The organism is Actinomadura sp. KC345, from assembly GCF_004348515.1.
Taxonomy (GTDB): Bacteria; Actinomycetota; Actinomycetes; order Streptosporangiales; family Streptosporangiaceae; genus Spirillospora.
This window is the reverse complement of record NZ_SMKH01000030.1, coordinates 20,887-41,856: the sequence shown is the minus strand read 5'-3', so window position 1 is coordinate 41,856 and position 20,970 is coordinate 20,887. Positions and strand designations below refer to the sequence as shown.

General features: G+C 75.1%; 22 protein-coding genes and 1 pseudogene. 12 read left to right on the top strand and 11 right to left on the bottom strand.

Annotated features, from left to right (window positions below):
* Positions 1-2: 2 nt before the first annotated feature.
* From E1281_RS07935 to E1281_RS40050, 3 genes are all read right to left on the bottom strand, one after another.
* Complete coding sequence (locus tag E1281_RS07935; RefSeq protein ID WP_131876492.1) at positions 3-767, bottom strand: NRDE family protein; 765 nt, start codon at positions 765-767, stop codon at positions 3-5.
* A gap of 517 nt (positions 768-1,284) precedes the next feature.
* Positions 1,285-1,866, bottom strand: a complete 582-nt coding sequence (locus E1281_RS40055; protein WP_165958825.1) for a neocarzinostatin apoprotein domain-containing protein — start codon at positions 1,864-1,866, stop codon at positions 1,285-1,287.
* Positions 1,863-3,002, bottom strand: a complete 1,140-nt coding sequence (locus tag E1281_RS40050) for a hypothetical protein (RefSeq protein ID WP_165958824.1) — start codon at positions 3,000-3,002, stop codon at positions 1,863-1,865. Before E1281_RS40050 ends, E1281_RS40055 begins: the two co-directional genes overlap by 4 nt.
* Between E1281_RS40050 and E1281_RS40045 the strand changes: the two genes are divergently transcribed.
* Complete coding sequence (locus E1281_RS40045) at positions 2,986-3,126, top strand: hypothetical protein (RefSeq protein WP_165958822.1); 141 nt, start codon at positions 2,986-2,988, stop codon at positions 3,124-3,126. The two genes, E1281_RS40050 and E1281_RS40045, sit on opposite strands and share 17 nt — an antisense overlap.
* A gap of 7 nt (positions 3,127-3,133) precedes the next feature.
* On the opposite strand, the gene E1281_RS07925 is transcribed toward E1281_RS40045, so the two are convergent.
* Positions 3,134-3,949, bottom strand: coding sequence for an IclR family transcriptional regulator (locus E1281_RS07925; RefSeq protein ID WP_243716695.1), 816 nt, complete (start codon positions 3,947-3,949; stop codon positions 3,134-3,136).
* A gap of 157 nt (positions 3,950-4,106) precedes the next feature.
* Between E1281_RS07925 and E1281_RS07920 the strand changes: the two genes are divergently transcribed.
* From E1281_RS07920 to E1281_RS07900, 5 genes are all read left to right on the top strand, one after another.
* Complete coding sequence (locus tag E1281_RS07920; protein WP_165958823.1) at positions 4,107-5,573, top strand: flavin reductase; 1,467 nt, start codon at positions 4,107-4,109, stop codon at positions 5,571-5,573.
* Between the two features lie 333 nt (positions 5,574-5,906).
* Positions 5,907-6,731 (top strand): aldehyde dehydrogenase, encoded by an 825-nt coding sequence (locus E1281_RS41130; protein ID WP_207943169.1) that lies wholly within the window; start codon positions 5,907-5,909, stop codon positions 6,729-6,731.
* A complete protein-coding gene (locus E1281_RS07910) occupies positions 6,728-7,318 on the top strand; it encodes an FAD-dependent monooxygenase (protein WP_207943170.1) in 591 nt (196 codons plus the stop codon). The genes E1281_RS41130 and E1281_RS07910 overlap by 4 nt, the downstream gene beginning before the upstream one ends.
* Before the next feature lie 94 nt (positions 7,319-7,412).
* Entirely contained in the window at positions 7,413-7,757 is a 345-nt protein-coding gene (locus tag E1281_RS07905) for a hypothetical protein (protein WP_131876490.1), read from the top strand.
* Complete coding sequence (locus E1281_RS07900) at positions 7,754-8,341, top strand: SDR family NAD(P)-dependent oxidoreductase (RefSeq protein ID WP_207943168.1); 588 nt, start codon at positions 7,754-7,756, stop codon at positions 8,339-8,341. Before E1281_RS07905 ends, E1281_RS07900 begins: the two co-directional genes overlap by 4 nt.
* A 94-nt stretch (positions 8,342-8,435) precedes the next feature.
* Here E1281_RS07900 and E1281_RS07895 read toward each other — a convergent pair whose 3' ends face one another.
* The 3 genes from E1281_RS07895 to E1281_RS07885 form a co-directional block, all read right to left on the bottom strand.
* The gene (locus tag E1281_RS07895; RefSeq protein WP_131876489.1) at positions 8,436-9,224 is read right to left on the bottom strand and encodes an SCO1664 family protein; all 789 of its coding nucleotides are present in this window, start codon (positions 9,222-9,224) and stop codon (positions 8,436-8,438) included.
* Between the two features lie 120 nt (positions 9,225-9,344).
* Positions 9,345-9,893 carry a DUF3090 domain-containing protein gene (locus tag E1281_RS07890; protein WP_131876488.1) on the bottom strand — a complete coding sequence of 183 codons (549 nt, stop codon included), beginning with the start codon at positions 9,891-9,893 and terminating at the stop codon, positions 9,345-9,347.
* Between the two features lie 10 nt (positions 9,894-9,903).
* Positions 9,904-10,617 (bottom strand): histidine phosphatase family protein, encoded by a 714-nt coding sequence (locus E1281_RS07885; RefSeq protein ID WP_131876487.1) that lies wholly within the window; start codon positions 10,615-10,617, stop codon positions 9,904-9,906.
* A gap of 63 nt (positions 10,618-10,680) precedes the next feature.
* On the opposite strand from E1281_RS07885, the pseudogene corA reads away from it, so the two are divergent.
* Positions 10,681-11,661: pseudogene (gene corA / locus E1281_RS07880) on the top strand (magnesium/cobalt transporter CorA).
* Here corA and E1281_RS07875 read toward each other — a convergent pair.
* Positions 11,658-12,305 (bottom strand): hypothetical protein, encoded by a 648-nt coding sequence (locus tag E1281_RS07875; RefSeq protein WP_207943167.1) that lies wholly within the window; start codon positions 12,303-12,305, stop codon positions 11,658-11,660. The pseudogene corA and the gene E1281_RS07875 overlap by 4 nt on opposite strands.
* Before the next feature lie 130 nt (positions 12,306-12,435).
* Between E1281_RS07875 and E1281_RS07870 the strand changes: the two genes are divergently transcribed.
* The 3 genes from E1281_RS07870 to E1281_RS07860 all read left to right on the top strand — a co-directional run bounded on the left by E1281_RS07870 (position 12,436) and on the right by E1281_RS07860 (position 16,099).
* Positions 12,436-13,386: an aldo/keto reductase gene (locus E1281_RS07870; protein WP_131876486.1), complete on the top strand. Its 951-nt coding sequence runs from the start codon at positions 12,436-12,438 to the stop codon at positions 13,384-13,386.
* 51 nt (positions 13,387-13,437) lie between these two features.
* Complete coding sequence (locus E1281_RS07865) at positions 13,438-15,348, top strand: helix-hairpin-helix domain-containing protein (protein WP_243716693.1); 1,911 nt, start codon at positions 13,438-13,440, stop codon at positions 15,346-15,348.
* Positions 15,349-15,457: 109 nt separating this feature from the next.
* A complete protein-coding gene (locus E1281_RS07860) occupies positions 15,458-16,099 on the top strand; it encodes a hypothetical protein (protein ID WP_131876484.1) in 642 nt (213 codons plus the stop codon).
* 39 nt (positions 16,100-16,138) lie between these two features.
* On the opposite strand, the gene fabI is transcribed toward E1281_RS07860, so the two are convergent.
* Entirely contained in the window at positions 16,139-16,924 is a 786-nt protein-coding gene (gene fabI, locus E1281_RS07855) for an enoyl-ACP reductase FabI (protein ID WP_131876483.1), read from the bottom strand.
* A gap of 5 nt (positions 16,925-16,929) precedes the next feature.
* Complete coding sequence (locus E1281_RS07850; protein ID WP_131876482.1) at positions 16,930-17,634, bottom strand: beta-ketoacyl-ACP reductase; 705 nt, start codon at positions 17,632-17,634, stop codon at positions 16,930-16,932.
* A 145-nt stretch (positions 17,635-17,779) separates the two neighbouring features.
* On the opposite strand from E1281_RS07850, the gene E1281_RS07845 reads away from it, so the two are divergent.
* Both E1281_RS07845 and E1281_RS07840 read left to right on the top strand, forming a co-directional pair.
* Complete coding sequence (locus E1281_RS07845) at positions 17,780-19,279, top strand: TldD/PmbA family protein (protein ID WP_131876481.1); 1,500 nt, start codon at positions 17,780-17,782, stop codon at positions 19,277-19,279.
* Positions 19,276-20,661 (top strand): metallopeptidase TldD-related protein, encoded by a 1,386-nt coding sequence (locus E1281_RS07840; RefSeq protein ID WP_131876480.1) that lies wholly within the window; start codon positions 19,276-19,278, stop codon positions 20,659-20,661. The genes E1281_RS07845 and E1281_RS07840 overlap by 4 nt, the downstream gene beginning before the upstream one ends.
* A gap of 85 nt (positions 20,662-20,746) precedes the next feature.
* Here E1281_RS07840 and E1281_RS07835 read toward each other — a convergent pair whose 3' ends face one another.
* On the bottom strand, positions 20,747-20,959 hold the full coding sequence (locus tag E1281_RS07835; protein WP_131876479.1) for a dodecin: 213 nt from the start codon (positions 20,957-20,959) through the stop codon (positions 20,747-20,749).
* Between the last annotated feature and the right edge of the window lie 11 nt (positions 20,960-20,970).

Here is a 20,970-nt window from a genome sequence, read left to right as displayed (position 1 = left end):
GGTCACAGGACCCGGGTCCAGGCGGCGGGGTCGCCGGGGACGGCGGAGAAGTCGTAGCGGACGCCGGTCCCGGCGAGCGCGACGAGGCTGACGGACGTGGTACCCCACACCCGGCCGTCGCCGAGGTCGAGCAGCGGCAGCAGGGCCCGGTGGTCGGCGCGGGGCAGGCCGTCTCCGTTCACGAGCGCCAGCCAGTCGCCCCACGCGCGGTCCACCGGCTCGTCCCGGCCGGGCACGGGGCGCGGCGCGGCGGCCAGCCGCGGCCGGAAGTGCGCGAGCCGCGCCGCCATGTAGGCGTCCTCGGTCTCGCCCTCCAGCTGCCCCTCGCCCTCCAGCCCGCTGTTGACGATCATGTGCAGGCCGGGGCCGAGGTCGCGTTCGGTGAGCGCGGCGCCGTCCCAGCCCCACAGCCGCACGCGGCCGGGCTCGGCGGCGACGAGGTGGAACGGGTCGTGCGCCGCCAGGTCCGGGCGGCCGAGCTTGCCGTCGGCGGCGACCCGCAGCGGCAGCCCGCCGCGGGACACGCGCCCCTCCTCCGGCGCCATCCGGCCGCGGCCGTTCAGTACCAGCCCGGCGCGGGGCGCGTCCGGGTCCACGGCGAGCCAGGTGCCGCCGGCGCGCAGGTCGCGCCCGCCGAGCAGCCCCGGCCGGTCCGGCCAGTGCCGCCCGGGCGGCTCCCAGTCGCGGGCGACGAACTCGTCCCGCACGCCGACCAGCAGAACGGGGACCGGGGAGGCGGGGTCGATACTGATGATCGCCGTGCACATGCCCCAATTGGAGCACTTGGCGTGAAACGCCGGAACCGCGGGGGTGCCGCGGCGGGTCCCCTTGAAAATGTGAGTGAAACACTGTTTCCTTAAGCGAAACACTGGCCCGGTCTGAGGGGACGGTCATGCCGACGAGATCACGGGGGCCGGTCCTGGCCTCGGCACTGGGAACCTGCCTCCTGCTCTCCGCGGGCACCGCCTCCGTGCCCGCCTCCGTGCCCGCCTCCGCGCCCGCGGAGGCCGGCGGGTCATTGGCGCGGGTGTGCGCGTACGGGCAGATCGCCACCACGGGACTCGGCCCGTGGGGTCCGGAGCGCCCGTACCTGCCCATCGACAACGTCGTCCATCCGACGATGGAGGCGTTCGTCGCGGCCAAGCCGGAGGTCTGGACGGTGATGGTCTCGCCGGCCTTCAGTCCGGTGGTCTTGCTCGCGTTGATCTTCGGCGCGGCGAGGGCGGGCTGCGCGAGCGCCAGCACGCACGCGCCCGCTATCGCGGCGATGGCGCCGGACTCGGTTCATGGTGTGCTCCTTACATCGGTGGCGGGGGTGTCACGGCGCTGGACGACGACGGCGGCGGCCCCGGCGCCGGCGCCGGCGATGAGGACGGCCGTGGCGGCCCACAGCGGGGCCGAGGGGCCGCCGGTGCCGGGCCCCGGGGCGGCGAAGACGGCGCCGCCCTTGAACGAGGACCCCGTGAAGCCGACCCGGACGATCGCGGTGTTGGCCTTGACGACGGCGGGCGGGTTGGTGGTGGGCAGCGGCGCGGCGCCGATCACGCACTGGCGCGTCATGCAGTCGATGGCGTTGAACTTCGGACGGGCCTTGAGCGTGACCCCGGTGAAGGCGCCCTTGCCGTCGATGTTGACGAACGTCGCGCCTCCGCCGAGGTCGCAGTCCTTGAGGCCGTTGGTGTAGCCCTCCCTGCACAGCCCGACGGCCACCGACTTCAGACCGGGGCGGAAACCCGTCCCGGACACGGTGATCCGCTCGCCCTCGGACAGGTCGGCGAACTTGCTGACCTCGATGGCGGGCGCGTCCCCGCCGGGGGCCGCGGCGGGCGAGGCGAACGCGAGGGCGGCGAGCGCTGGCACGATCACGAGGCGGCATCTCCTGCGTCGGGGTTCCCCGGCAGCAGCCGGAGGACCTGGTCGGGCCTGGGCCGGGCGAGTTCGGCGGCGACGCGCCCCCGGTCGAGGACGTAGGCCCGGGAGGCGAGGTCGAGGGCCGCCGGGACGGGAGGCCCGGTAAGGACGATCACCGTGCCGGAGGCGGCGAGCCGGCGCAGCACGGTCCGCGCCGCCTCGCCGTAGGGACCGGCGACGACGCCGTCGGCCAGCAGCAGCTTGGGACGGGTCAGCAGCGCCTCGGCGACGCCGAGCAGCTCGCGTTCGGCCTCGCCGAGGGCGCCCGCGGGTTCGCCGCCGCACCGGCGCAGCGGCGGGAAGACCTCCAGGACCGCGGCGGCGGCCGCGGGCGGGTCGGTGTGGCCCAGGGCGCGGGCGTGGTCGGCGAGGCGGCCGGCGACGGTGCGCCCGTCCGCCGCGCCCGGCACCGGCGCCGCCAGAGGGCACAGCCCGAGCCGCATCCGCCGCCCCGCCGGGACCGCCGCGAGGTCGGCGCCGCCGAGCCGGATCCGTCCCCGCGCGGGGACGGTCCCGCCCAGCGCGGCGAGCAGCGTCCGCGACCCGGCGCCGAACACCGCGATGCACTCGCCGGCGTCCGCGCGCAGCGCGACGCCGCGCAGCGGCACGGGGCCGCGCCGGACCGACAGGGCCCGCACGTCCAGGAACCCCGGCTCGGTGACCGGCCCCCGCACGCGGGCCGCGAGCACGGCGCCCAGCGCCACCGGGACGGCCGTCAGCGTCAGCGCCGAACCTTCGGCGGCCACGCCGCGGAGCAGGGTGGCGCAGCCGAACCCGGCCAGGCCGCCGAGCACGGCGGCCACGGCGGTGAGTCCCGCCGCCGCCGGGCGCCGGTCGTCGGGCAGCGGCCGCAGGACCGCCCGGTCGAGGGCGGCGGCGAGGCAGCCGGCGGCGGTCGCCACCGCGAAGCCCGCCGCCAGCCGCACCGGCCCCGGCGCGGTCGCCATCAGCGGCGGCGCGGCGGCCGCGGCCAGCAGCAGGAACGGCACGGTGCGCACCGAGCGGGCCGTCCGCCGCAGCACCGCGACCAGCGCGACGGCGGCGGTCAGCCCCCAGGCCAGATGCCGTGCGGGGATGGGCGGCGGCTCCACCCCCGAGGTCGAGCGAGCGCTCAAGCGGTCGGTGGACGGCTGCCTGCCGTACGTGTTCGGAATCTGGGCCGCGGTCCTGAGCGCCGGCGCCCTCGGCATCCTCAAGCCGGGCGCCGATCTGTGACGCGGCGCTAGCCGCGGTGGCCGAGCTGGGCGGAGACCCGGGACGCGGCCCCGACGACCAGCGGGGCGCACTCGCCCATCCGGGGCTTGAACCGGGTCAGCGGCCCGGCCGCGCTCAGCGCCGCGATGACCCGCCCGTCGTGGTCGAAGATCGGGGCGGCGACGGAGGCGGTGCCCTCCTGGCGCTCGCCCGTGGAGCCGGCGTACCCGCGCTCGCGCACCGCCGCCAGCTCCTCGCGGAGCCGCTCCGCCTCCACGATGGTCCGCTCGGTCAGCGCCTCCAGCGGATGACGCTCCATGTAGCCCTCCACCTCGGCGTCGTCGAGGAACGCCAGGATCGCCTTGGACGAGCTGCCCGCGTGCAGCGGGTAGGGGATCCCGAGGCTGACCTCGACGCGCAGCTCGTGCGGCAGCACGACCTGGTCGACGTACAGCCGGGTGTCGCCCCGCCGGATCGACAGCGTGGCGGTCTCCCCCACCTCCTGGGCCAGGCGCCGCAGCTCGGGCGCGGCCAGCGCGCGCAGGTCCATCCGGGCCAGGTAGGCCCGGCCGAGCGCGATCGCGGCGTGCCCGAGGGCGTAGCGGCGGGTCCCCGGATCCAGCGTGATCAGCTCGCGGCTGCGCAGCGCGGTCAGGATGCGGTGCACGGCCGCCTTGGTCAGCCCCAGCTCGGTGGCGATCTCGGTGACGCCGAGATCGGGGCGGGAGCTGCGGCCGAACAGCAGCAGCACGTCCATCGCCCGCTCCACCGCCGCGATCGACCGGCTCTGCCCCTCGCCCTCCTCGGCGGCGCGGTCGCCCTGGTTCGTAGCACTGCGCGTCACTGCGGCTCCTTCTCGGGACGTCGGGGCGGACGGCGCCAGTTTAGGGCAATCCGTTTCCCGTAGCGAAACATCGGCACACGGCCGTTGACATGAGCCGACGAGCGTCGTTACCGTGATCGATACGATGTTTCCATACGCGAAACGAAAGGCCGATGCCGTGGGGGTCGACGCGCAGACCTTCCGGACGGTGCTGGGCCAGTGGCCGACGGGCGTCGCGGTCGTCACCACCACCGCGGACGGCTGGCACGGCATGACCGCGAGCTCGTTCAGCAGCGTCAGCCTCGACCCGCCGATGGTGCTGGTCTGCCTCGCCCGCGGCATCCACACCCACGCGCTGGTCGAGCGCAGCGGCGCCTTCGCGGTCAGCATCCTCGGCGAGGACCAGGCCGCGATCGGGCACGGCTTCGCCGGCCACGCGCCCGGCGACCGCTTCGCCGGGCAGGACTGGACGGCCGCGCCCACCGGGGCGCCCGTGCTCGACGCCGCGCTCGCCTGGCTGGACTGCCGGGTCGCGCACGCCTACCCCGGCGGCGACCACACGATCTTCGTCGGCGAGGTCACCGCCGCGCGCGTCCCGCGCCGCACCGCCCCGCTGCTGTTCCACTCCCGCGCCTGGGGCCAGCTCGCCGATCCGCTGCCCGAATCGGCCGTCATCGCCGACACCGGCCTGGCCGCCGCGCTGCACCGCTTCGCCGCCGACGAGGCGGGACCGGTCCGGGCGTCCGCCGGGAAGGTCCTGACGCGGATGGCCGCCGGGACGTGGATGGCCAACTTCGCCAGCGAGGAGAGCCGGGGCAGCTTCGTCGGCAACCAGCTGGCGATCTCGGCGTGCTACCTCGGCACGGCCCAGTCCGTCTACGACTTCGCCCTCGACCGCCTCACCCGGGCGACGTTCGCCGACTCCGGGCGGCCGATCGCCTCCTCCCCCATGCACCAGGTGATCATCGGGGAGATGACCGAGCGGCTGGAGACCGCCTACCTGTGGATCCGCCGGCAACTCCAGCTGGAGACCAGCGACCCGCCGCTGCTGCCCAAGCGGGACGTGTACCGGCAGTGGCGGATCGCCAAGGGCGACATCGCCGAGTCGTGCTACCAGGTCGCGCTGGGCGCGTTCAAGGCGTGCGGCACGTCGGCGGCGACGCTCGACGGCGTCATCGGCCGGGGCATGCGCGACCTGGCGATGGGACTGGTGATGACGTTCCCCGCCGAGCGCGGCAGGCTGGAGGCCGCGCAGGTCGTCACCGAGGCCCGGGAGAACGACCTGTTCGCGAGCGTGCAGAAGTGGCCGACCGCGCGGAGACGAACAGGGGCGCGGGAGCGACCGGGCCGCAGCGCGACCTCGTCGACGGCGAGTGGGCCCGCTGCACCGGCGAACTGGACCTCGTCCTGGAGGACCCGGCGACCGGGCTGGCGCTCGGCCCCGCCGCCGCCACGGGCGAGGACCGGACCGAGCGGGCCCTGGCCGCGGCCGAGGCGGCGGCCGGGGACCGGGCCGCCCGCGGCGACCGCGCCGGCCTGCTCGACGAGATCGCGGACGCGCTGGAACCGGTGCTCGGCGACATCGTCCGGCTGGAGGCCACCGCGACGGGCGTCCCGCTCCGCCAGACCCTCCCGCTCGGCATGATCGTGACCGGATCCTTCCGGCTGGCCGCCGCGCAGCTGCGGAACGGCACCACCGCGGTCCTGCGCCGCGAGGACGGCCGCGCGGTGCAGGTGCGGCGGCTGCCGTGGGGGCCCGCGCTGTGCCTGGTCCCGTGGAACGCGCCCGCGCCGATGGCGGCGCACAAGGCCGCCGGCGCGCTGGCCGCGGGCTGCCCGGTGATCCTCAAGCCCAGCGAGTACGCGCCGCACGGCACCCAGGTCCTCGCCGAGGCCGTCGCCGGCGCGCTGGCCGCGCACGGCGTCCCCGGCGGGGTGTTCCAGCTCGTCCACGGGGACGCGGCGGCCGGCGCCCCGCCTGACCGGCGACCCGCGCGTCCGGGCGGTGTCGTTCACCGGAGGCGCCGCGGGCGGCGCGTCGGTCGCCGCCGCCTGCGCCGCCGGGCTCAAGCCCGTCCAGCTGGGGCTGGGCGGCAACAACCCCCTGATCGTGATGCCGGACGCCGGCCCCGGACGGGCCGCCCGCGCCGCCGTCGACCTGCTGACCACGCTCAACGGCCAGTGGTGCCGGGGCCTCGGCCGCCTCATCCTGCCGGCGGACATCCAGGACGCCGTGCTGGACGAGGCCGCCGGGCGCCTAGAGGCCCTGCGCGCGGGGCCGCCGCTGGACGACAGCGGCCTCGGCCCGCTGGTGCACTCGCGGCACCGCGCCCTCGTCGAAGGGCGGCGCGACGCGCTCGGCGGCCGGGTCATCGCGCCCACCAAGGTCCCCGCCGAGGGCAACTACCTGGCGCCCGCGCTGGTCACCGGCGTGGACCCCGCCCGCGTCACCGAGGAGATCTTCGGCCCGGTCGCGACCGTCCACCCCTACCGGACGCTCGACGAGGCGGTGGACCTGGCCAACGGCACCGGCTACGGCCTCGAAGGCCACGTCGCCGGCACCGACGAGGACGCGGCGCTGGCGGTCGCCGGCCGGATCCGCGCCGGCGAGGTCAAGGTCAACGGGTCGAGCGTCATGAGCCTGCACCTGTTCGCGCCCCGTCCCGCCTGGGGCGCGTCCGGACTGGGCGAGGAGGGCACCGCCGAGACGTTCCGGTTCTTCACCAACCCGCAGGTGGTGGGCGTGGAGAACGCGTACGCCCTGCACTCCGGGGACGACCTGCGGCCCGGGGACGACGCGTGACCCGGGTCCTGGTCGCGGGCGCGGGGCCCGTCGGCCTGACGGCGGCGCTGGTGGAGCACCTGCGCAGGGCGGGCGGCGACGTGCGGTTCGGGGAGCGCGTGCGCGACGTCCTCACGCACGCCGGCGGCGTCCAGGTGACCGCCGGGGACGGGACGCGGCACCGGGGCGGCTGGCTCATCGGCGCGGACGGCGCCGGATCGGCCGTCCGGCGGTGCGCCGGCGTGGAGTTCGCCGGCCTCACCTACCCCGAGCGCTTCCTCGTCGCCTCCACCGGCACCGACGTGGCGTCGCTGCTCCCCGGCATCGCCGACGTGAACTACGTGTTCGACCCCGACGAATGGCTGGTGCTGCTGCGCACCCCCGACCACTGGCGCGTGCTGTTCCCCACGCCCGAAGGCACCCCGGACGGGGACGAGCTGGCCCGGCTGCCCGAGCGGCTCGGCGGCGTCGCCGAGACCGGGTGGGACATCGCGCACGCGAGCCTGTACCGGGTCCACCAGAGGGCGGCCGTCCGGTTCCGGGCGGGCCGTGTCCTGCTGGCGGGCGACGCCGCGCACGTCAACACCCGCTCGGCGGGATGGGCATGAACAGCGGCGTCCACGACGCGGTGCTGATGGCCGGCGCCCTCGCCGGAGTCCTCGCGGGCGGGCTGTGGGGCGCCGACCAGAAGCTCATCGGCAGGTGACCGTGTCGGTCGAGCTGGAGCCGGTCGACCTGCTGCGCACCCGCCAGCACGTCACCTGGTCCGGCGCCCTCGACCGCATGTACACGGTCGAGGCCAGGCGGGACGGGTTCCGGCACTTCTACGAGGGGCCGGACGCCTGGGGCAACGCGATCGCCTTCGGGCGGGCCAACTACCTCAGCCTGCACTTCGGCGACGTGTGGAAGGCCAAGGGGCGCGAGTTCATGATCGACGCCGAGCCGGGGATGAAGGCCGGCGAGACCCTCGCCGTCGTGTACGAGCTGTTCGAGGGCAACGTGCTGGCGTGCGTCCTGCACGGCGTCCTGACCTGGGAGGCCGCATGACCACGGTCGTCATCACCGGCGGGACCCGGGGCATCGGCCTCGGCCTGGCACGGAAGCTCCTCGCCAGGGACGCGCGGGTCGCGATCTGCGGCCGGTCCCGCGAGAGGGTCGACAAGGCCGTCGCCGTCAACCTCCTCGGCGTGCTGCACGGCAGCGCCGTCGCGGTGGCGGGCATGACCCGGCAGGGCGGCGGGACGGTCTGGAACATGGCCGGCCTCGGCGACGGCCGCACCGTCCCCGGGCTGATCGGATACGGGGCGACCAAGCGCGGCACCGACTACCTCACCACCGGGCTGGCCAAGGAGGTCGAGGGCGGACCGGTGAAGGTCGCGCACTTGTCCCCCGGCATGGTCGTCACCGACCTCGGCTTCACCGTCGACCGGATCGTCGGCCTGAAATGCCCGACGGCGGTGTCGATCGCCCACGTCACCGAGGACGAACTGCGCTCCGCGCTGCGGGAGCTCGCCTCGGGCGAGGTGGACGCGCTCGTCCAGTGCGGCACGAACCTGTCGATGGTCGGGCTCGCCGACGAGGCCGAGCGGTGGCTGGGCCTGCCCGTCATCGCCATCAACGCCGCGACCTGATGGATGGCGCTCCGCGACAACGGCATCGAGGACCGCGTCGAAGGCGCCGGCTCGCTCCTGCGCGACCACTGACCCCGCTCACGGGATCACAGGGTCACAGGGGCGGCCACGGGATGGCGGGCCAGTCCTCCGGCGGGTAGGGGTGGATCCGGTGCTTCAGCATCAGCTCCACCCGGCGGCGGGTGGCGTCGACCTCGTCGGCGGTGAGGAGCTCGGCCAGGCGGGCGCCGAGGGCGCCGTCGCGGATGCCCTCGTCCACACGGGCCAGGGCCTCCAGGGCCTCGGAGGTCAGCGGCTTGCCGCGCCACTGCCACAGGACGGTGCGGAGCTTGTAGTCGGCGGAGAAGCACACGCCGTGGTCGCAGCCGTAGACGTGGCCGTCGCCGGGCGGCAGCAGGTGCCCGATCTTGCGGTCGGCGTTGTTGACGACCGCGTCGAACACCGCCATGCGGCGGATCGCCTCGTCGTCGGAGCGGGACAGGGCCACCAGGTCGATGTCGGGGTCGGGCTCGACCCACAGCTGCACCATGCCGGGCCCGTACGGGCCGTCGCGGTGGACGGTCGGCGGGACGGTCCCCCAGCCCATGGCCTTGGACACCTCGTAGGCGGCGACCTCGCGCTCGGCGAGGGTGCCGTCCGGGAAGTCCCACAGCGGCCGTTCCCCGGCGACGGGCTTGTAGACGCAGGCGCCGGTGAGCCCGTCGAGGTCGACGGAGCAGTAGAGCGTGGCGTTGGACGCCTGGACGAGCCGGCCCTCCACGGCGAGCCGCCCGGCCGCCAGCAGCCCCTCGGCGGCGTCCACGTCGCGGGGGGAGACCCGGCGTCCGGGCCCGCCCCGCCCCGCGCCGTCCGCGGGCACCCGGTCCCGGGAGGACTGCGTCATGCGCTCATTCTCCCGTCGGGTCCGTCCATGATCCGGCACGGCGGGCCCTCCTCGTCCCGCCGGGACCGGCGGGACCCGTCCGCGCGGACGGCCCGGGGGAACGGTGTCGAGGGCGCCATGTCAGCCGAGGTATCCGTTCTGGCGCGGGCACACGTGCCCCTCGGTGTCGAGCGGCAGGCCGCACAGCGGGCAGGGCGGGCGCCCGGCGGCCACGACCTTCAGGGCCCGCTCGGCGAACGCGCGGGCCTGCGCGGCGCTGATCCGCACCCGCAGCACCGCGATGGCCGGATCCTCCTCGCCGACCTCGGCGTCCTCCTCGGACTCGGTGACCTCCTGCGCCTCGATGACGACCTGCTCGTCGTCGGGGTCCCACGCCAGCGCCATCGTGCCGACCTTGAACTCCTCCTCCACCGGCTGGTCGAGGGGGCCGTCGTCCGCGAGCTCCGACGGGGTCGCGGCGGGCACCGGCGCCTCCCCGCCGCTGCGCCGCAGGACCTCGTCCAGGAGCTCCTCCAGCCGCTCGGCCAGCAGCGTCACCTGGAACTTCTCCAGGCCGACGCTGGTGACGCGGCGCCCGGACCGCGCCTGCAGATAGAAGGCGCGGTCGCCCGGCCGCCCGACGGCGCCCGCGACGAAACGCTCCGGCGGGTCGTAGGAGATGACGGGCATGACACCGACCCTACGCGCCGCCGCCCACGGGCGCGTCACCCGGGCCGAGTCCGTCTTTCCCGGAACCTTCCTCCGGCGGCTCGGGAACGAGACCGGCCACATCGCCGCCGGTGTCGTTGACGCGGGCGACGAACGGGCGCGTTTCGGTGTACCGGATGACGGTCAGCGACGCGGGGTCGGCCTGGATCCGCTGGAACTGGTCCAGGTGGAGGCCGAGTGCGTCGGCGACGACCGACTTGATGATGTCGCCGTGGCTGCACACCGCGTAGAGGGCGTCCGGGCCGTGCTCGGCGGCGATCCGCTCGTTCCAGTCGCGGACGGCGGTGACGGCGCGGTGCTGCGCGCCCGCGAGGGACTCCCCCTCCTCGCCGGGGAACCGCGCGGCGCTCGGATGGGCCTGCACGACCCGCCAGAGGGGTTCCTCGGCGAGTTCCTTGAGAGGGCGGCCCGTCCAGTCGCCGTAGCGGACCTCGCCGAACCGCTCGTCCGTCTCGATCTTCCCGGCCGGGCCGCCGCGCCCGGCGGCGACGGCCTCGGCGGTCTCGGCGCAGCGCTCCAGGGGGCTGGTCACGATCGCGGCGAGCGGGAGCGGCGCCAGGCGGCCGGCGAGCCGGGCGACCTGCGCGCGGCCGCGCTCGTCGAGGCGGACCCCGGGCGTCCAGCCGGCCAGCACGGGGCCGGTCATCGCGGTCAGGCCATGCCGTACCAGGAGAAGGGTGGTCACAGCGGCCACTCTAGGAGATGACCGGCACCCAACCGGCGGCGACCACGGCCGCGATGCGGAAGAATGCCTCGTGTGATCGTGGACAAGGCCATCTACGCGGGCGGGAAGCGCCACGACATCGACGGCGACATCAGCGACGCCTTCGATCTCGCGCGGGAGAACGGCGAGTGCTTCCTGTGGATCGGCCTGTTCGAACCCGACGAGGAGGAGTTCGAGCTCGTCAAGGAGGAGCTGGGGCTGCACCCGCTCGCCGCCGAGGACGCCGTCGCCGCCCACCAGCGGCCCAAGCTGGAGCGCTACGACGACACGCTGTTCATCGTGCTGAAGACGATCACCTACATCGACACGACGTCCGACATCGAGGTCGGCGAGATCATGCTGTTCCTCGGCCGCGACTTCGTCGTCACCGTCCGGCACGGCGGCGGGAACCCGCTCGGCCCCGTCCGCCAGCGGCTGGAGGACGCGCCCTAGCTGCTCAAGCACGGCGCCACCGCCGTGCTGTACGCGGTGTGCGACGAGGTCGTCGACCAGTACGGCCTCGTCGTCCACGAGGTCGAGGTCGACATCATCGGGCTCGAACGCGCCGTGTTCGACACGGGCGCGCGGGACGTCACCGCCGACATCTACTCCCTCAAGCGGGAGGTCCTGGAGTTCCGGAGCGCCGAGGACCCGCTCGTCCCCGTGATGCAGGAGATCGTGAGGGGCCGCGTCCCCGAGTGCGGCTCCACCCGCGAGTACTTCCGCGACGTGCAGGACCACCTGCTGCGCGTGGACGGGCAGGTCGACGCGCACAACGAGCTGCTCAACAGCGTCCTCACCGCGCACCTGGCGCTGCTCGGCAAACGGCAGAACGAGGACATGCGCAAGATCTCCGCGTGGGCCGCGATCATCGCGGTGCCGACGGCGATGGCCGGGATCTACGGCATGAACTTCGACCACATGCCCGAGCTGCACTGGACCTTCGGATACCCGCTGGCCCTCGCCGTGATGGCGGTCGTGTGCACGCTGCTGTTCCGCAGGCTCCGCAAGAGCGGCTGGCTCTAGCCGGGCGTGCCGCCGCCCGGCGGCGCGTCGTCGGCGGACGCGTCGCCGGCGGAGGGAGGGGCGGCCAGCAGGACCGCCCACAGGTGCGACTCGGCGCCCCGCGACTCCAGGCGGCGCCGCAGGCGCTCCACGCCGCCGCGGGTCGGCAGCGCGAGCCAGACCAGCAGCGGGTAGCCGGCGGCGAACCCGGCGACGAAGACCAGCTCGCTCCGCCCGGCCATCGCCAGCGGCAGCCCCATCAGGATCACGCCCTCGGCCAGCGCGAACCGCAGCAGCACCGCCTGCCGGAACATCATCAGCGCGGTCCGCGCGGCCGTCTCCGGGTCGGCGCCCGGGGCCATCGCACGCGGGGTGCGCGGGCCGACCGCCAGCGCGCCCAGTGCCGCGGGCACCAGCGGAAGGTAGGACCAGAGCGGGGCGTTCTCGCCGCCCTGCACGATCAGCGGCGTGATCCCCAGGATCAGGACGGGCGCGGCAAGCAGGAAGACCATCATCACCCGCATGCGGCCGAGCTCGGTGCCGCGGCCCAGGGAGGCGAGGTAACCGGGGTCGTCGCCGGGACCTGCGCCGAACACCGGCGCCACGTGCGGCCCGTCGCCGTCCGGCGTCTTCGGTGAGTACATCGAGAACGGGGGTGGCGCCATGGGCGCAGACTTTAGCCGTGCGGAGGTCCCGGCAATAGATGTCACCAGGATCTTTGCGCCGGGCGCGAATCCGCGCGGCGTGATCGCCCGCTTCTCGCGCGCCCGCCGCGGACCGCTACATTGACCGCCTATGAAGGAGCGTCACCTCGGGCGGAGCGGGCTGCTGGTGTCCCGGCTGGGCCTCGGCACCATGACCTGGGGGCAGGACACCGACCCGGACGAGGCCGCCGCGCAGCTCGCCGCGTTCGTCGAGGCCGGGGGCACGCTGGTGGACACCGCCGACGTCTACAACGACGGCGACAGCGAGCGGATCCTCGGCCACCTGCTCCGCGAGGCGGTCGACCGGGACGGCCTCGTCATCGCGACGAAGGCGGCGATCCGGCCGAACGGCCGCTACGACGGCTCCCGCCGCCACCTGCTCCGCGCGCTGGACGCCTCCCTGGACCGGATGGACCTGGAGCACGTCGACCTCTGGCAGCTGCACGTCTACGACCCGGCCACGCCGCTGGAGGAGACGCTGTCGGCGCTGGACGAGGCGGTCGCGTCCGGCCGGGCCCGCTACGTCGGGGTGTCCAACTACGCGGGCTGGCAGGTGTCCAAGGCCGCCGCCTGGCAGCGGGCGTGGCCGGGCCGCGCCCCGATCGTGTCCGCGCAGCTGGAGTACTCGCTGCTGCGCCGCGACATCGAGCGCGAGGTCGCGCCCGCCGCGCTCGACGCGGGGGCGGGGCTGCTGCCGTGCTCGCCGCTCGGCCGCGGGGTGCTCACCGGCAAGTACCGCACCGGCATCCCCGCGGGCTCGCGCGCCGCCGCGCCGCACTTCTCCGAGTTCGTCCAGCCCTACCTCGACGAGGAGTGCGCCCGCATCGTGGAGTCGGTGGTGACCGCCGCCGAGGGCCTCGGCCGCTCCCCCCTCGCCGTCGCGCTCGCCTGGGTCCGCGACCGGGCGGGCGTCGCCGCGCCGGTCGTGGGCGCCCGGACCGCCGCGCAGCTCGGCGCCATCCTGGACAGCGAGGACCTGACGCTGCCGAACGAGATCCGCGGCGCGCTGGACGACGTCTCCGACACCGCGTCCGGCCCGTGACACGCTCGGGACGAACCACCGCCGACCCCGATCAGCCGCGACGGGAAGCCCGTGACCGACACCCCTGAACCCACCCCCGCCGAGCGGGCGGCCCGCGCCGCGGAGGCGATGCGCGCCGCCGAGGCCGCCGCCGAGGCCCTCGACGGCCGCCGCGCCGGGGAGCCCCGCGAGCCCGCACCGGCCGCTCCTTCCGCTCCCGCCGCGCCGCCGGAACCGCCGCCGTCCGCGCGGGAGGGCCTGCGGGCACTCACCGAGCTGTTCTCCGCGACGGGCGTCCCCGCGGCGCTCGCCGCCGCTGCCGCCGCGCGGCTCGGCCCGGACGCCGCCGCCGGGCTGCGCGCCGATCCGTGGCGGCTGCTGCGCGTCCCGGGCGTCCGGCTCGGGCAGGCCGACCATTTCGCCCGCGCCCTCCTCGGGCCGGACGCCCGCCCCGACGACCCCCGGCGGGGCCGCGCGCTCGTCCTGCACCTGCTGACCGAGGCCGCGCGCGGCGGCCACACGGTCACGCCCGCCGCCGACGTCGTCGCCGAGCTGGAGCGCGCGCAGGTCCCCGACCCGCAGGGCGCCGTGGAGGCCGCGCTGGACGAGGCCGAGGTCGTCGCGCTCACCGAGGAGCCCGAGTTCGGCGAGGAGTTCCTCGACGAGGATGCCGAGCCGCCCGAACCCGAGGAGACGCTCGGCCCGGCGCGGTGGGCGCTCGCGGAGGAGGCGGCGGCCGAGGGCTTCCAGCGGCTGACGCTCACCGCCGCGCCGCTGCTGGAGGACGCGGCCGTCGGGGAACTGCGCGACGGCCTGCCCGAGGACCGCTCCCTCGCGCTCACCGCCGCGCTGCGCACCGGGGTGAGCATCCTGCGCGGCACGCCGGACGACCTCGCCCGCGCCGTCACCGGCATCGCCGCCGCGGCGGCGGGCCGGGGCGTGCGGACGGCCGTGGCCGCGCCCACCGACCGCGCCGCCGCCGATCTGGCCGCCGCGCTTCCCGAGGGCGCCGCGGACGTCGCGGTCGCCGGCCTGCACCGGCTGCTGGAGCCGCGGGACGAACCGCCCTCCGCGCCGGGAGCCGTCGTCTACGGCCGCGGCGAGCACCACCCCCTCGACCTCGACCTGGTCATCGTGGCGGACGCCTCGGTGCTCGACGTCGAGCTGTGCGCGGTCCTGGCCGAGGCGTGCCCCGACGGCGCGCATCTCGTGCTGTGCGCCGAGCCGGACGCCCCGCCGCCCGCCGGGCCGGGCCGCCCGCTGGACGACCTGGAGGCGTCCGAGACGGTCCCCGTCGTCACCCTGGACGCCGCGCCGCCGTCCGGCCCCCTCGGCGCGCTCGCCGAGGCGGTCCGCGGCGGCGACCTGGCCGCCGTGGACGCCCCGGACCGCGAGGTCGTGATCGTGCCCGCCGCCGGTCCCGGGGAGGCGGTGCACCGGGCCGTCCAGCTCGTCACCGACTCGATCCCCCGCGCGCTCGGGATCGCGGCCGAGGACGTCCAGGTCGTCGCCCCGGCCGCGGGCGGCGAGGCGGGCACGCGGGCGCTCAACGCGGCGCTCAAGGAGCGGCTGAACCCCGGGCCCGGCAGGTTCGGCGGGATGGACCCCGGCGACCGGGTGGTCGCCGCCGCGCCGCTCCCCCAGGCCGCGCCCGGCGAGACCGGTGTGGTGACCGGCGGCGGCCCGCACGGGCTGGACGTCGAGTTCCCCGGCGGCCGGGCGGTCGTCGCCCCGGCGGAGACGTCCCGGCTGCGGCACGGCTGGGCCGTGACGGTCGCGCAGGCCCGCGGCACCCGCAGGCCCGCCGTGGTCGCGGTCATGTCGCCGGAGGGCCTGTCGCGGCCGCTGGTGGCCACCGCGTTCGGGCTGGCCCTCCGGCACCTGTCGGTCGTCCAGGCGGCCGGCCCGGCACTGGCCAGGACGGTCCGCGAGAACGGCACGGCCGGGCGGCGGACCAGGCTCGCGAAACTGGTGGCCCACTGAGTCCACGGCGAGGTAAAGAAACCCCCGTGTCGCGGTTTACCGGCAGGCCCGTATGGGACACGATGTCAGCAGAGTCAGCAGACGCTTATCACGGGGTGGGAGGGGCCACATGCCTCATCGGGTCAGGCGGGTCGGTACGGCTTCCGCGGCGGTCTCGGCGGGTGCGCTCGTCCTTCTGCTGGCCGCCCCGGCGTCCCAGGCCGCGGCGGCCGAGGTCTGCAAGAAGGGCGTCGACCCGGAGACCACGATCGAGAACTGGAAGTGCAACCTCGGGAACATGCGCGAGGCGCTCACACCGAAGACGCCGACGCCCACCCCGAAGCCGACCCAGTCCAAGACCACCAAGAAGACCACCGCGAGCAAGAACACGGGGAAGAGGACGTCCAAGGCCCCGGCAAGGCGGCCGCGCACGCCGGCCTCCGCCCCGAGCGGCGGCGGCGCGCCCGCCCCGCCGGCCACCATGACCGGCTCGCGGGTCCCGCAACCGTACTCGGAGAACGCGCCGGCCACCACGCCCGGCCTGCCCGGCGTCCTGCCGACCCCCGAGATCGCGGCGGACCCGAACGCCTACCAGGACCCCCAGGCCCGCACCGTCGCCGGACCGCGGACGCGCCTCGTCTCCCCCGTCGCCGCCTCGCAGCGGGACGACGGCCGCATGCTCCTGGTCGCCGCCGCGGCAGGCGCCGCGGGCGCCGTCGGCGCCCTCAACCTCAGCGTCCTGTCCCGCGGCCTGCGGCACCGGCGTACTTGATCACCACCTGAAGGCGGTGGCCGACAAGGCGGTGGCCGTTCAATCGACGCCGCCGATGGCGTGGAGGCCGCCGTCCACGTGGACTATCTCGCCGGTGGTGGCCGGGAACCAGTCGGAGAGGAGGGCGGCGCAGGCGCGGGCGGTGGGGTCGCTGTCCTTGATGTCCCAGCCGAGGGGTGCCGCCTTCGGCCACATGTCGGTCATGCCCTCGAAGCCGGGGATGCTCTTGGCCGCCATCGTGGCCAGCGGGCCGGCGGCGACCAGGTTCACCCGGATGCCGCGCGGGCCCAGGTACTTGGCCAGGTAGCGGGAGCACGACTCCAGGCCGGCCTTGGCCACGCCCATCCAGTCGTACACGGGCCACGCCTTGGTCGCGTCGAAGTCCAGGCCGACGACCGAGCCGCCGTCCTCCATCAGCGGCAGGCACGCCATCGTCAGCGCCTTCAGCGAGTACGTCGAGGCGTGCACGGCGGTCGCCACGTCCTCCCAGGGCGTCTCCAGGAAGTTGCCGCCGAGGGCGGTCTGCGGCGCGAAGCCGATCGCGTGGACGACGCCGTCCAGGCGGTCGAACCCGCTGTCGCGCAGGTTCCCGGCGAGGGCGTCGAGCTGCTCGGTGTTCATCACGTCCAGCTCGATCACCGGAGGCGGGGAGTCGGGGCCGGACGGGAGCCGCTTGGCGGTCCTGGCGGTGAGCGTCGGGCGCGGGTAGGCGGTCAGCACCACCTCGGCGCCCTCCTCCTGCGCGACCCGCGCGACGTGGAAGCCGATCGAGGCGTCGGTCAGGACGCCGGTGACCAGGATGCGCTTGCCTTCGAGGATCCCCATGCCCGTCAGTGCCCCATTCCCAGGCCGCCGTCGACCGGGATCACGGCCCCGGTGATGTAGGCGGCGTCCTCGCTCGCCACGAACCGCACGGCCTTGGCGACCTCGTCCGGCTCCGCCATCCGCCCCAGCGGGATCGCGGACAGGATGCCCTTCTGCTGGTCCTCGGTGAGCGCCTGCGTCATGTCGGTGTCGACGAACCCGGGCGAGACCACGTTCACCGTGATGCCCCGCGAGCCCAGCTCCCGGGCCAGGGACCGCGCGAACCCGACCATGCCCGCCTTGGAGGCGGCGTAGTTGGCCTGCCCGGGCGAGCCCATCAGGCCGACGACCGAGGAGATCAGCACGATGCGGCCCTTGCGCTTGCGCATCATGGCCTTCACACCGCGCTTGGCGACGCGGAACGCGCCGGTCAGGTTGGTGTCGAGCACGGAGGTGAACGACTCCTCGCTCATGATCGCCAGCAGGGTGTCCTTGTTCATCCCGGCGTTGGCGACCACCACCTCGACCGGTCCCTGCTCGGCCTCGACCTTGGCGAAGGCGGCGTCGACGTCCTCGGCGCTCGTCACGTCGCAGCGCACGCCGAACAGTCCCTCGGGCGGCTCGCCGGACCGGTAGGTGACGGCGACCGCGTCGCCCGCGGCGGCGAGCTCTCGGGCGATCGCCAGGCCGATGCCCCGGCTCCCCCCGGTGACGAGGACAGAGCGACTCATCGCGACCCTCTCGTTGGCTGTTCGGTGATGACAGCGCACGACACTAGCGGCCTTCCGGCACCGTGCGGATGTGCCGAACCGACAAGATCCGCTCACCCGTGTTTGTTCGGGTCCCCTCCCGGGCGCGGCGGGTAGGTTCCCAAGCGTGCATGAAATCGATCCCGCCTTCACCGCGCTGCCGCTTCGCACGCTGGCCGACGCGGCGCTGTCCCGGGCCCGGGAGCTGGGCGCCGAGCACGCCGACTTCCGCCTGGAGCGCATCCGCAGCCAGACCCTCCGCCTGCACGACGCCGCGCTGGAGACCGCGCTGGACGCCGACGACGTCGGCCTGTCGGTCCGCGTCGTCAAGGACGGCACCTGGGGCTTCGCCGCCGGCATCGACCTGACGCCCGAGGGGGCCGCCCGCATCGCGGCCCGGGCCGTCGACGTCGCCGCGGTCGCCAGGGCCGTCAACCGCGAGCCCATCGAGCTGGCCCCCGAACCCGTGCACGGCGAGCGCACGTGGGTCTCGGCGTACGAGACCGACCCGTTCGACGTGCCGACCGCGGACAAGGTGGCGCTGCTGTCGGGCTGGAGCCGCCGGCTCCTCGGCGACGACCGCGTCGACCACGTGGACGCGACGCTGCTGCAGGTCAAGGAGAACAAGTTCTTCGCCGACCTCGCCGGGACCGTCACCACCCAGCAGCGCGTCCGGCTGCATCCGGTCGTGAACGCGGTGGGCCTCTCCGGCGGCCTCTTCGACACGATGCGCACGCTCGCGCCGCCCGCCGGGTACGGGTGGGAGTGGCTGTCGGGCGAGCACTGGGACTGGGACGGCGAACTCGCCCGCATCCCCGAACTGCTCGCCGAGAAGCTCGCCGCGCCGTCGGTCGAGGCGGGCGTGTACGACGTCGTCGTCGACCCGTCCAACCTCTGGCTGACGATCCACGAGTCGATCGGGCACGCCACCGAGCTGGACCGGGCGCTCGGCTACGAGGCCGCCTACGCAGGCACCTCGTTCGCGACCCCGGACAAGCTCGGGAACCTGCGGTACGGCTCGACGGTCATGAACATCACCGGGGACCGCACCGCCGAGCACGGACTGGCCACGATCGGCTACGACGACGAGGGCGTGCGGACGCAGTCGTTCGACATCGTCACCGGCGGGCTGTTCACCGGCTACCAGACCGACCGCCGCATCGCCCGCCTCACCGGCGCCGAGCGCTCCAACGGCTGCGCGTTCGCCGACGCGCCGTCCAGCATGCCGCTCCAGAGGATGGCGAACGTCTCGCTCCGGCCCGCCGAGGGCGGCCCGTCCACCGACGAGCTGATCTCCGGCGTCGAGCGCGGCATCTACATCGTCGGCGACAAGAGCTGGTCGATCGACATGCAGCGCTACAACTTCCAGTTCACCGGGCAGCGGTTCTTCCGGATCGAGAACGGCCGCCTCGCCGGGCAGCTGCGCGACGTCGCCTACCAGGCCACCACCACCGACTTCTGGAACTCCATGGAGGCGGTCGGCGGGCCGCAGACGTACGTGCTCGGCGGCGCGTTCAACTGCGGCAAGGGCCAGCCGGGGCAGGTCGCACCGGTCAGCCACGGCTGCCCGTCGGCGCTGTTCCGCGGCGTCAACATCCTCAACGCCCTGAAGGAGGCCGGACAGTGACGACCACCGGGCCGCAGGAGGCCGTCGAGCGGGCGCTGTCGCTGTCGCGCTCGGACGACTGCATCGTCATCGCCGACGAGGCGAGCACCGCGAACCTGCGGTGGGCGGGCAACACGCTCACCACCAACGGCGTGACCCGCTCCAGCCGCCTCACCGTCATCGCGCTGCGCGACACCCCCGGCGGCGTCGCCACCGGGGTGGTGTCGCGGTCGGCCGTCACCGCGGACGGCATCGAGGACCTGGTGCGCGCCGCCGAGGCCGACGCCGCCGGCGCCGAGGCCGCCGAGGACGCCGCGCCCCTGATCACCGGGGGGCCGCCCTCGGCGGACTGGGACGACGACCCGGCCGAGACGGGGATCGGCGTGTTCGAGGGGTTCGCACCGGCGCTGGGCGAGGCGTTCGCCGCCGCGCAGGCCGGCGACCGCCGCCTGTACGGGTTCGCCAACCACATGCTCACCTCGACGTTCCTGGGCAGCTCCGCGGGGCTGCGGCTGCGCCACGACCAGCCGACCGGGCTGCTGGAGCTCAACGCCAAGGGCGCCGGCGGCTCGGCGTGGGCGGGCGTCGGCACCCGCGACTTCACCGACGTCGACGTCCCCGCGCTGACCGGCGACCTGGCCAGGCGGCTGGAGTGGGGCGAGCGGCGCGTGGACCTGCCCGCCGGGCGGTACGAGACGATCCTGCCGCCGTCCGCCGTCGCCGACCTGATGATCTACCTGTACTGGTCGGCGGGCTCCCAGGACGCGCAGGACGGCCGGACGGTGTTCAGCGCCCCCGGCGGCGGCACCCGCGTCGGCGAGCGGCTCGCGAACCTGCCCGTCACGCTGTCCAGCGACCCCGCCGCCGCGGGCATGGAGTGCGCCCCGTTCGTCGTCGCGCACGCCTCCAGCCGCGAGTCGTCGGTGTTCGACAACGGCCTCGCGCTGGGCGCCACCGACTGGATCAGCGGCGGCGACCTCGCCTCCCTCATCCAGACGCGGCACTCCGCCGAGCGCACGGGGCTGCCGCTCACCCCGCCGGTCGACAACCTGGCGATGACCGGGCCGGGCGGCGGCGCGACGCTGGAGGAGATGGTCGCCCGCACCGAGCGCGGGCTGCTGCTGACGTGCCTGTGGTACATCCGCGAGGTCGACTCGCAGAGCCTCCTGCTGACGGGCCTCACCCGCGACGGCGTCTACCTCGTCGAGGACGGCGAGGTCGTCGGCGCGGTGAACAACTTCAGGTTCAACGAGAGCCCCGTCGACCTGCTGTCACGCCTCACCGAGGTCGGCGAGACCGGCCCGACGCTGCCGCGCGAGTGGTCCGACTACTTCACCCGCGCCGCCATGCCGCCGCTGCGCGTCGCCGACTTCAACATGTCGACGGTGTCGCAGGCGTCCTGAGGCCACCGTCCCGAGGACGAGCTTCGCTCGGCGTCGTCCGTGGCCGTGCCTGGGGCCCGCCCTCTCGGGGGCGGGCCCGCCGGGCTCAGGCGTCCTCCAGCCGGAAGCCGACCTTCATGGTGACCTGCATGTGGGCGACCTCGCCGTCCTCTATCTGGCCGCGGACCTCGGTCACCTCGAACCAGTCCAGGTGGCGCAGGGTCTGCGAGGCGCGCCTGACGCCGTTGCGGATCGCCGTCTCCAGCGACTCCGGCGAGGTCCCCACGATCTCCGTCACCCGGTACGTGCGATCGGTCATCTCGTTTCCTC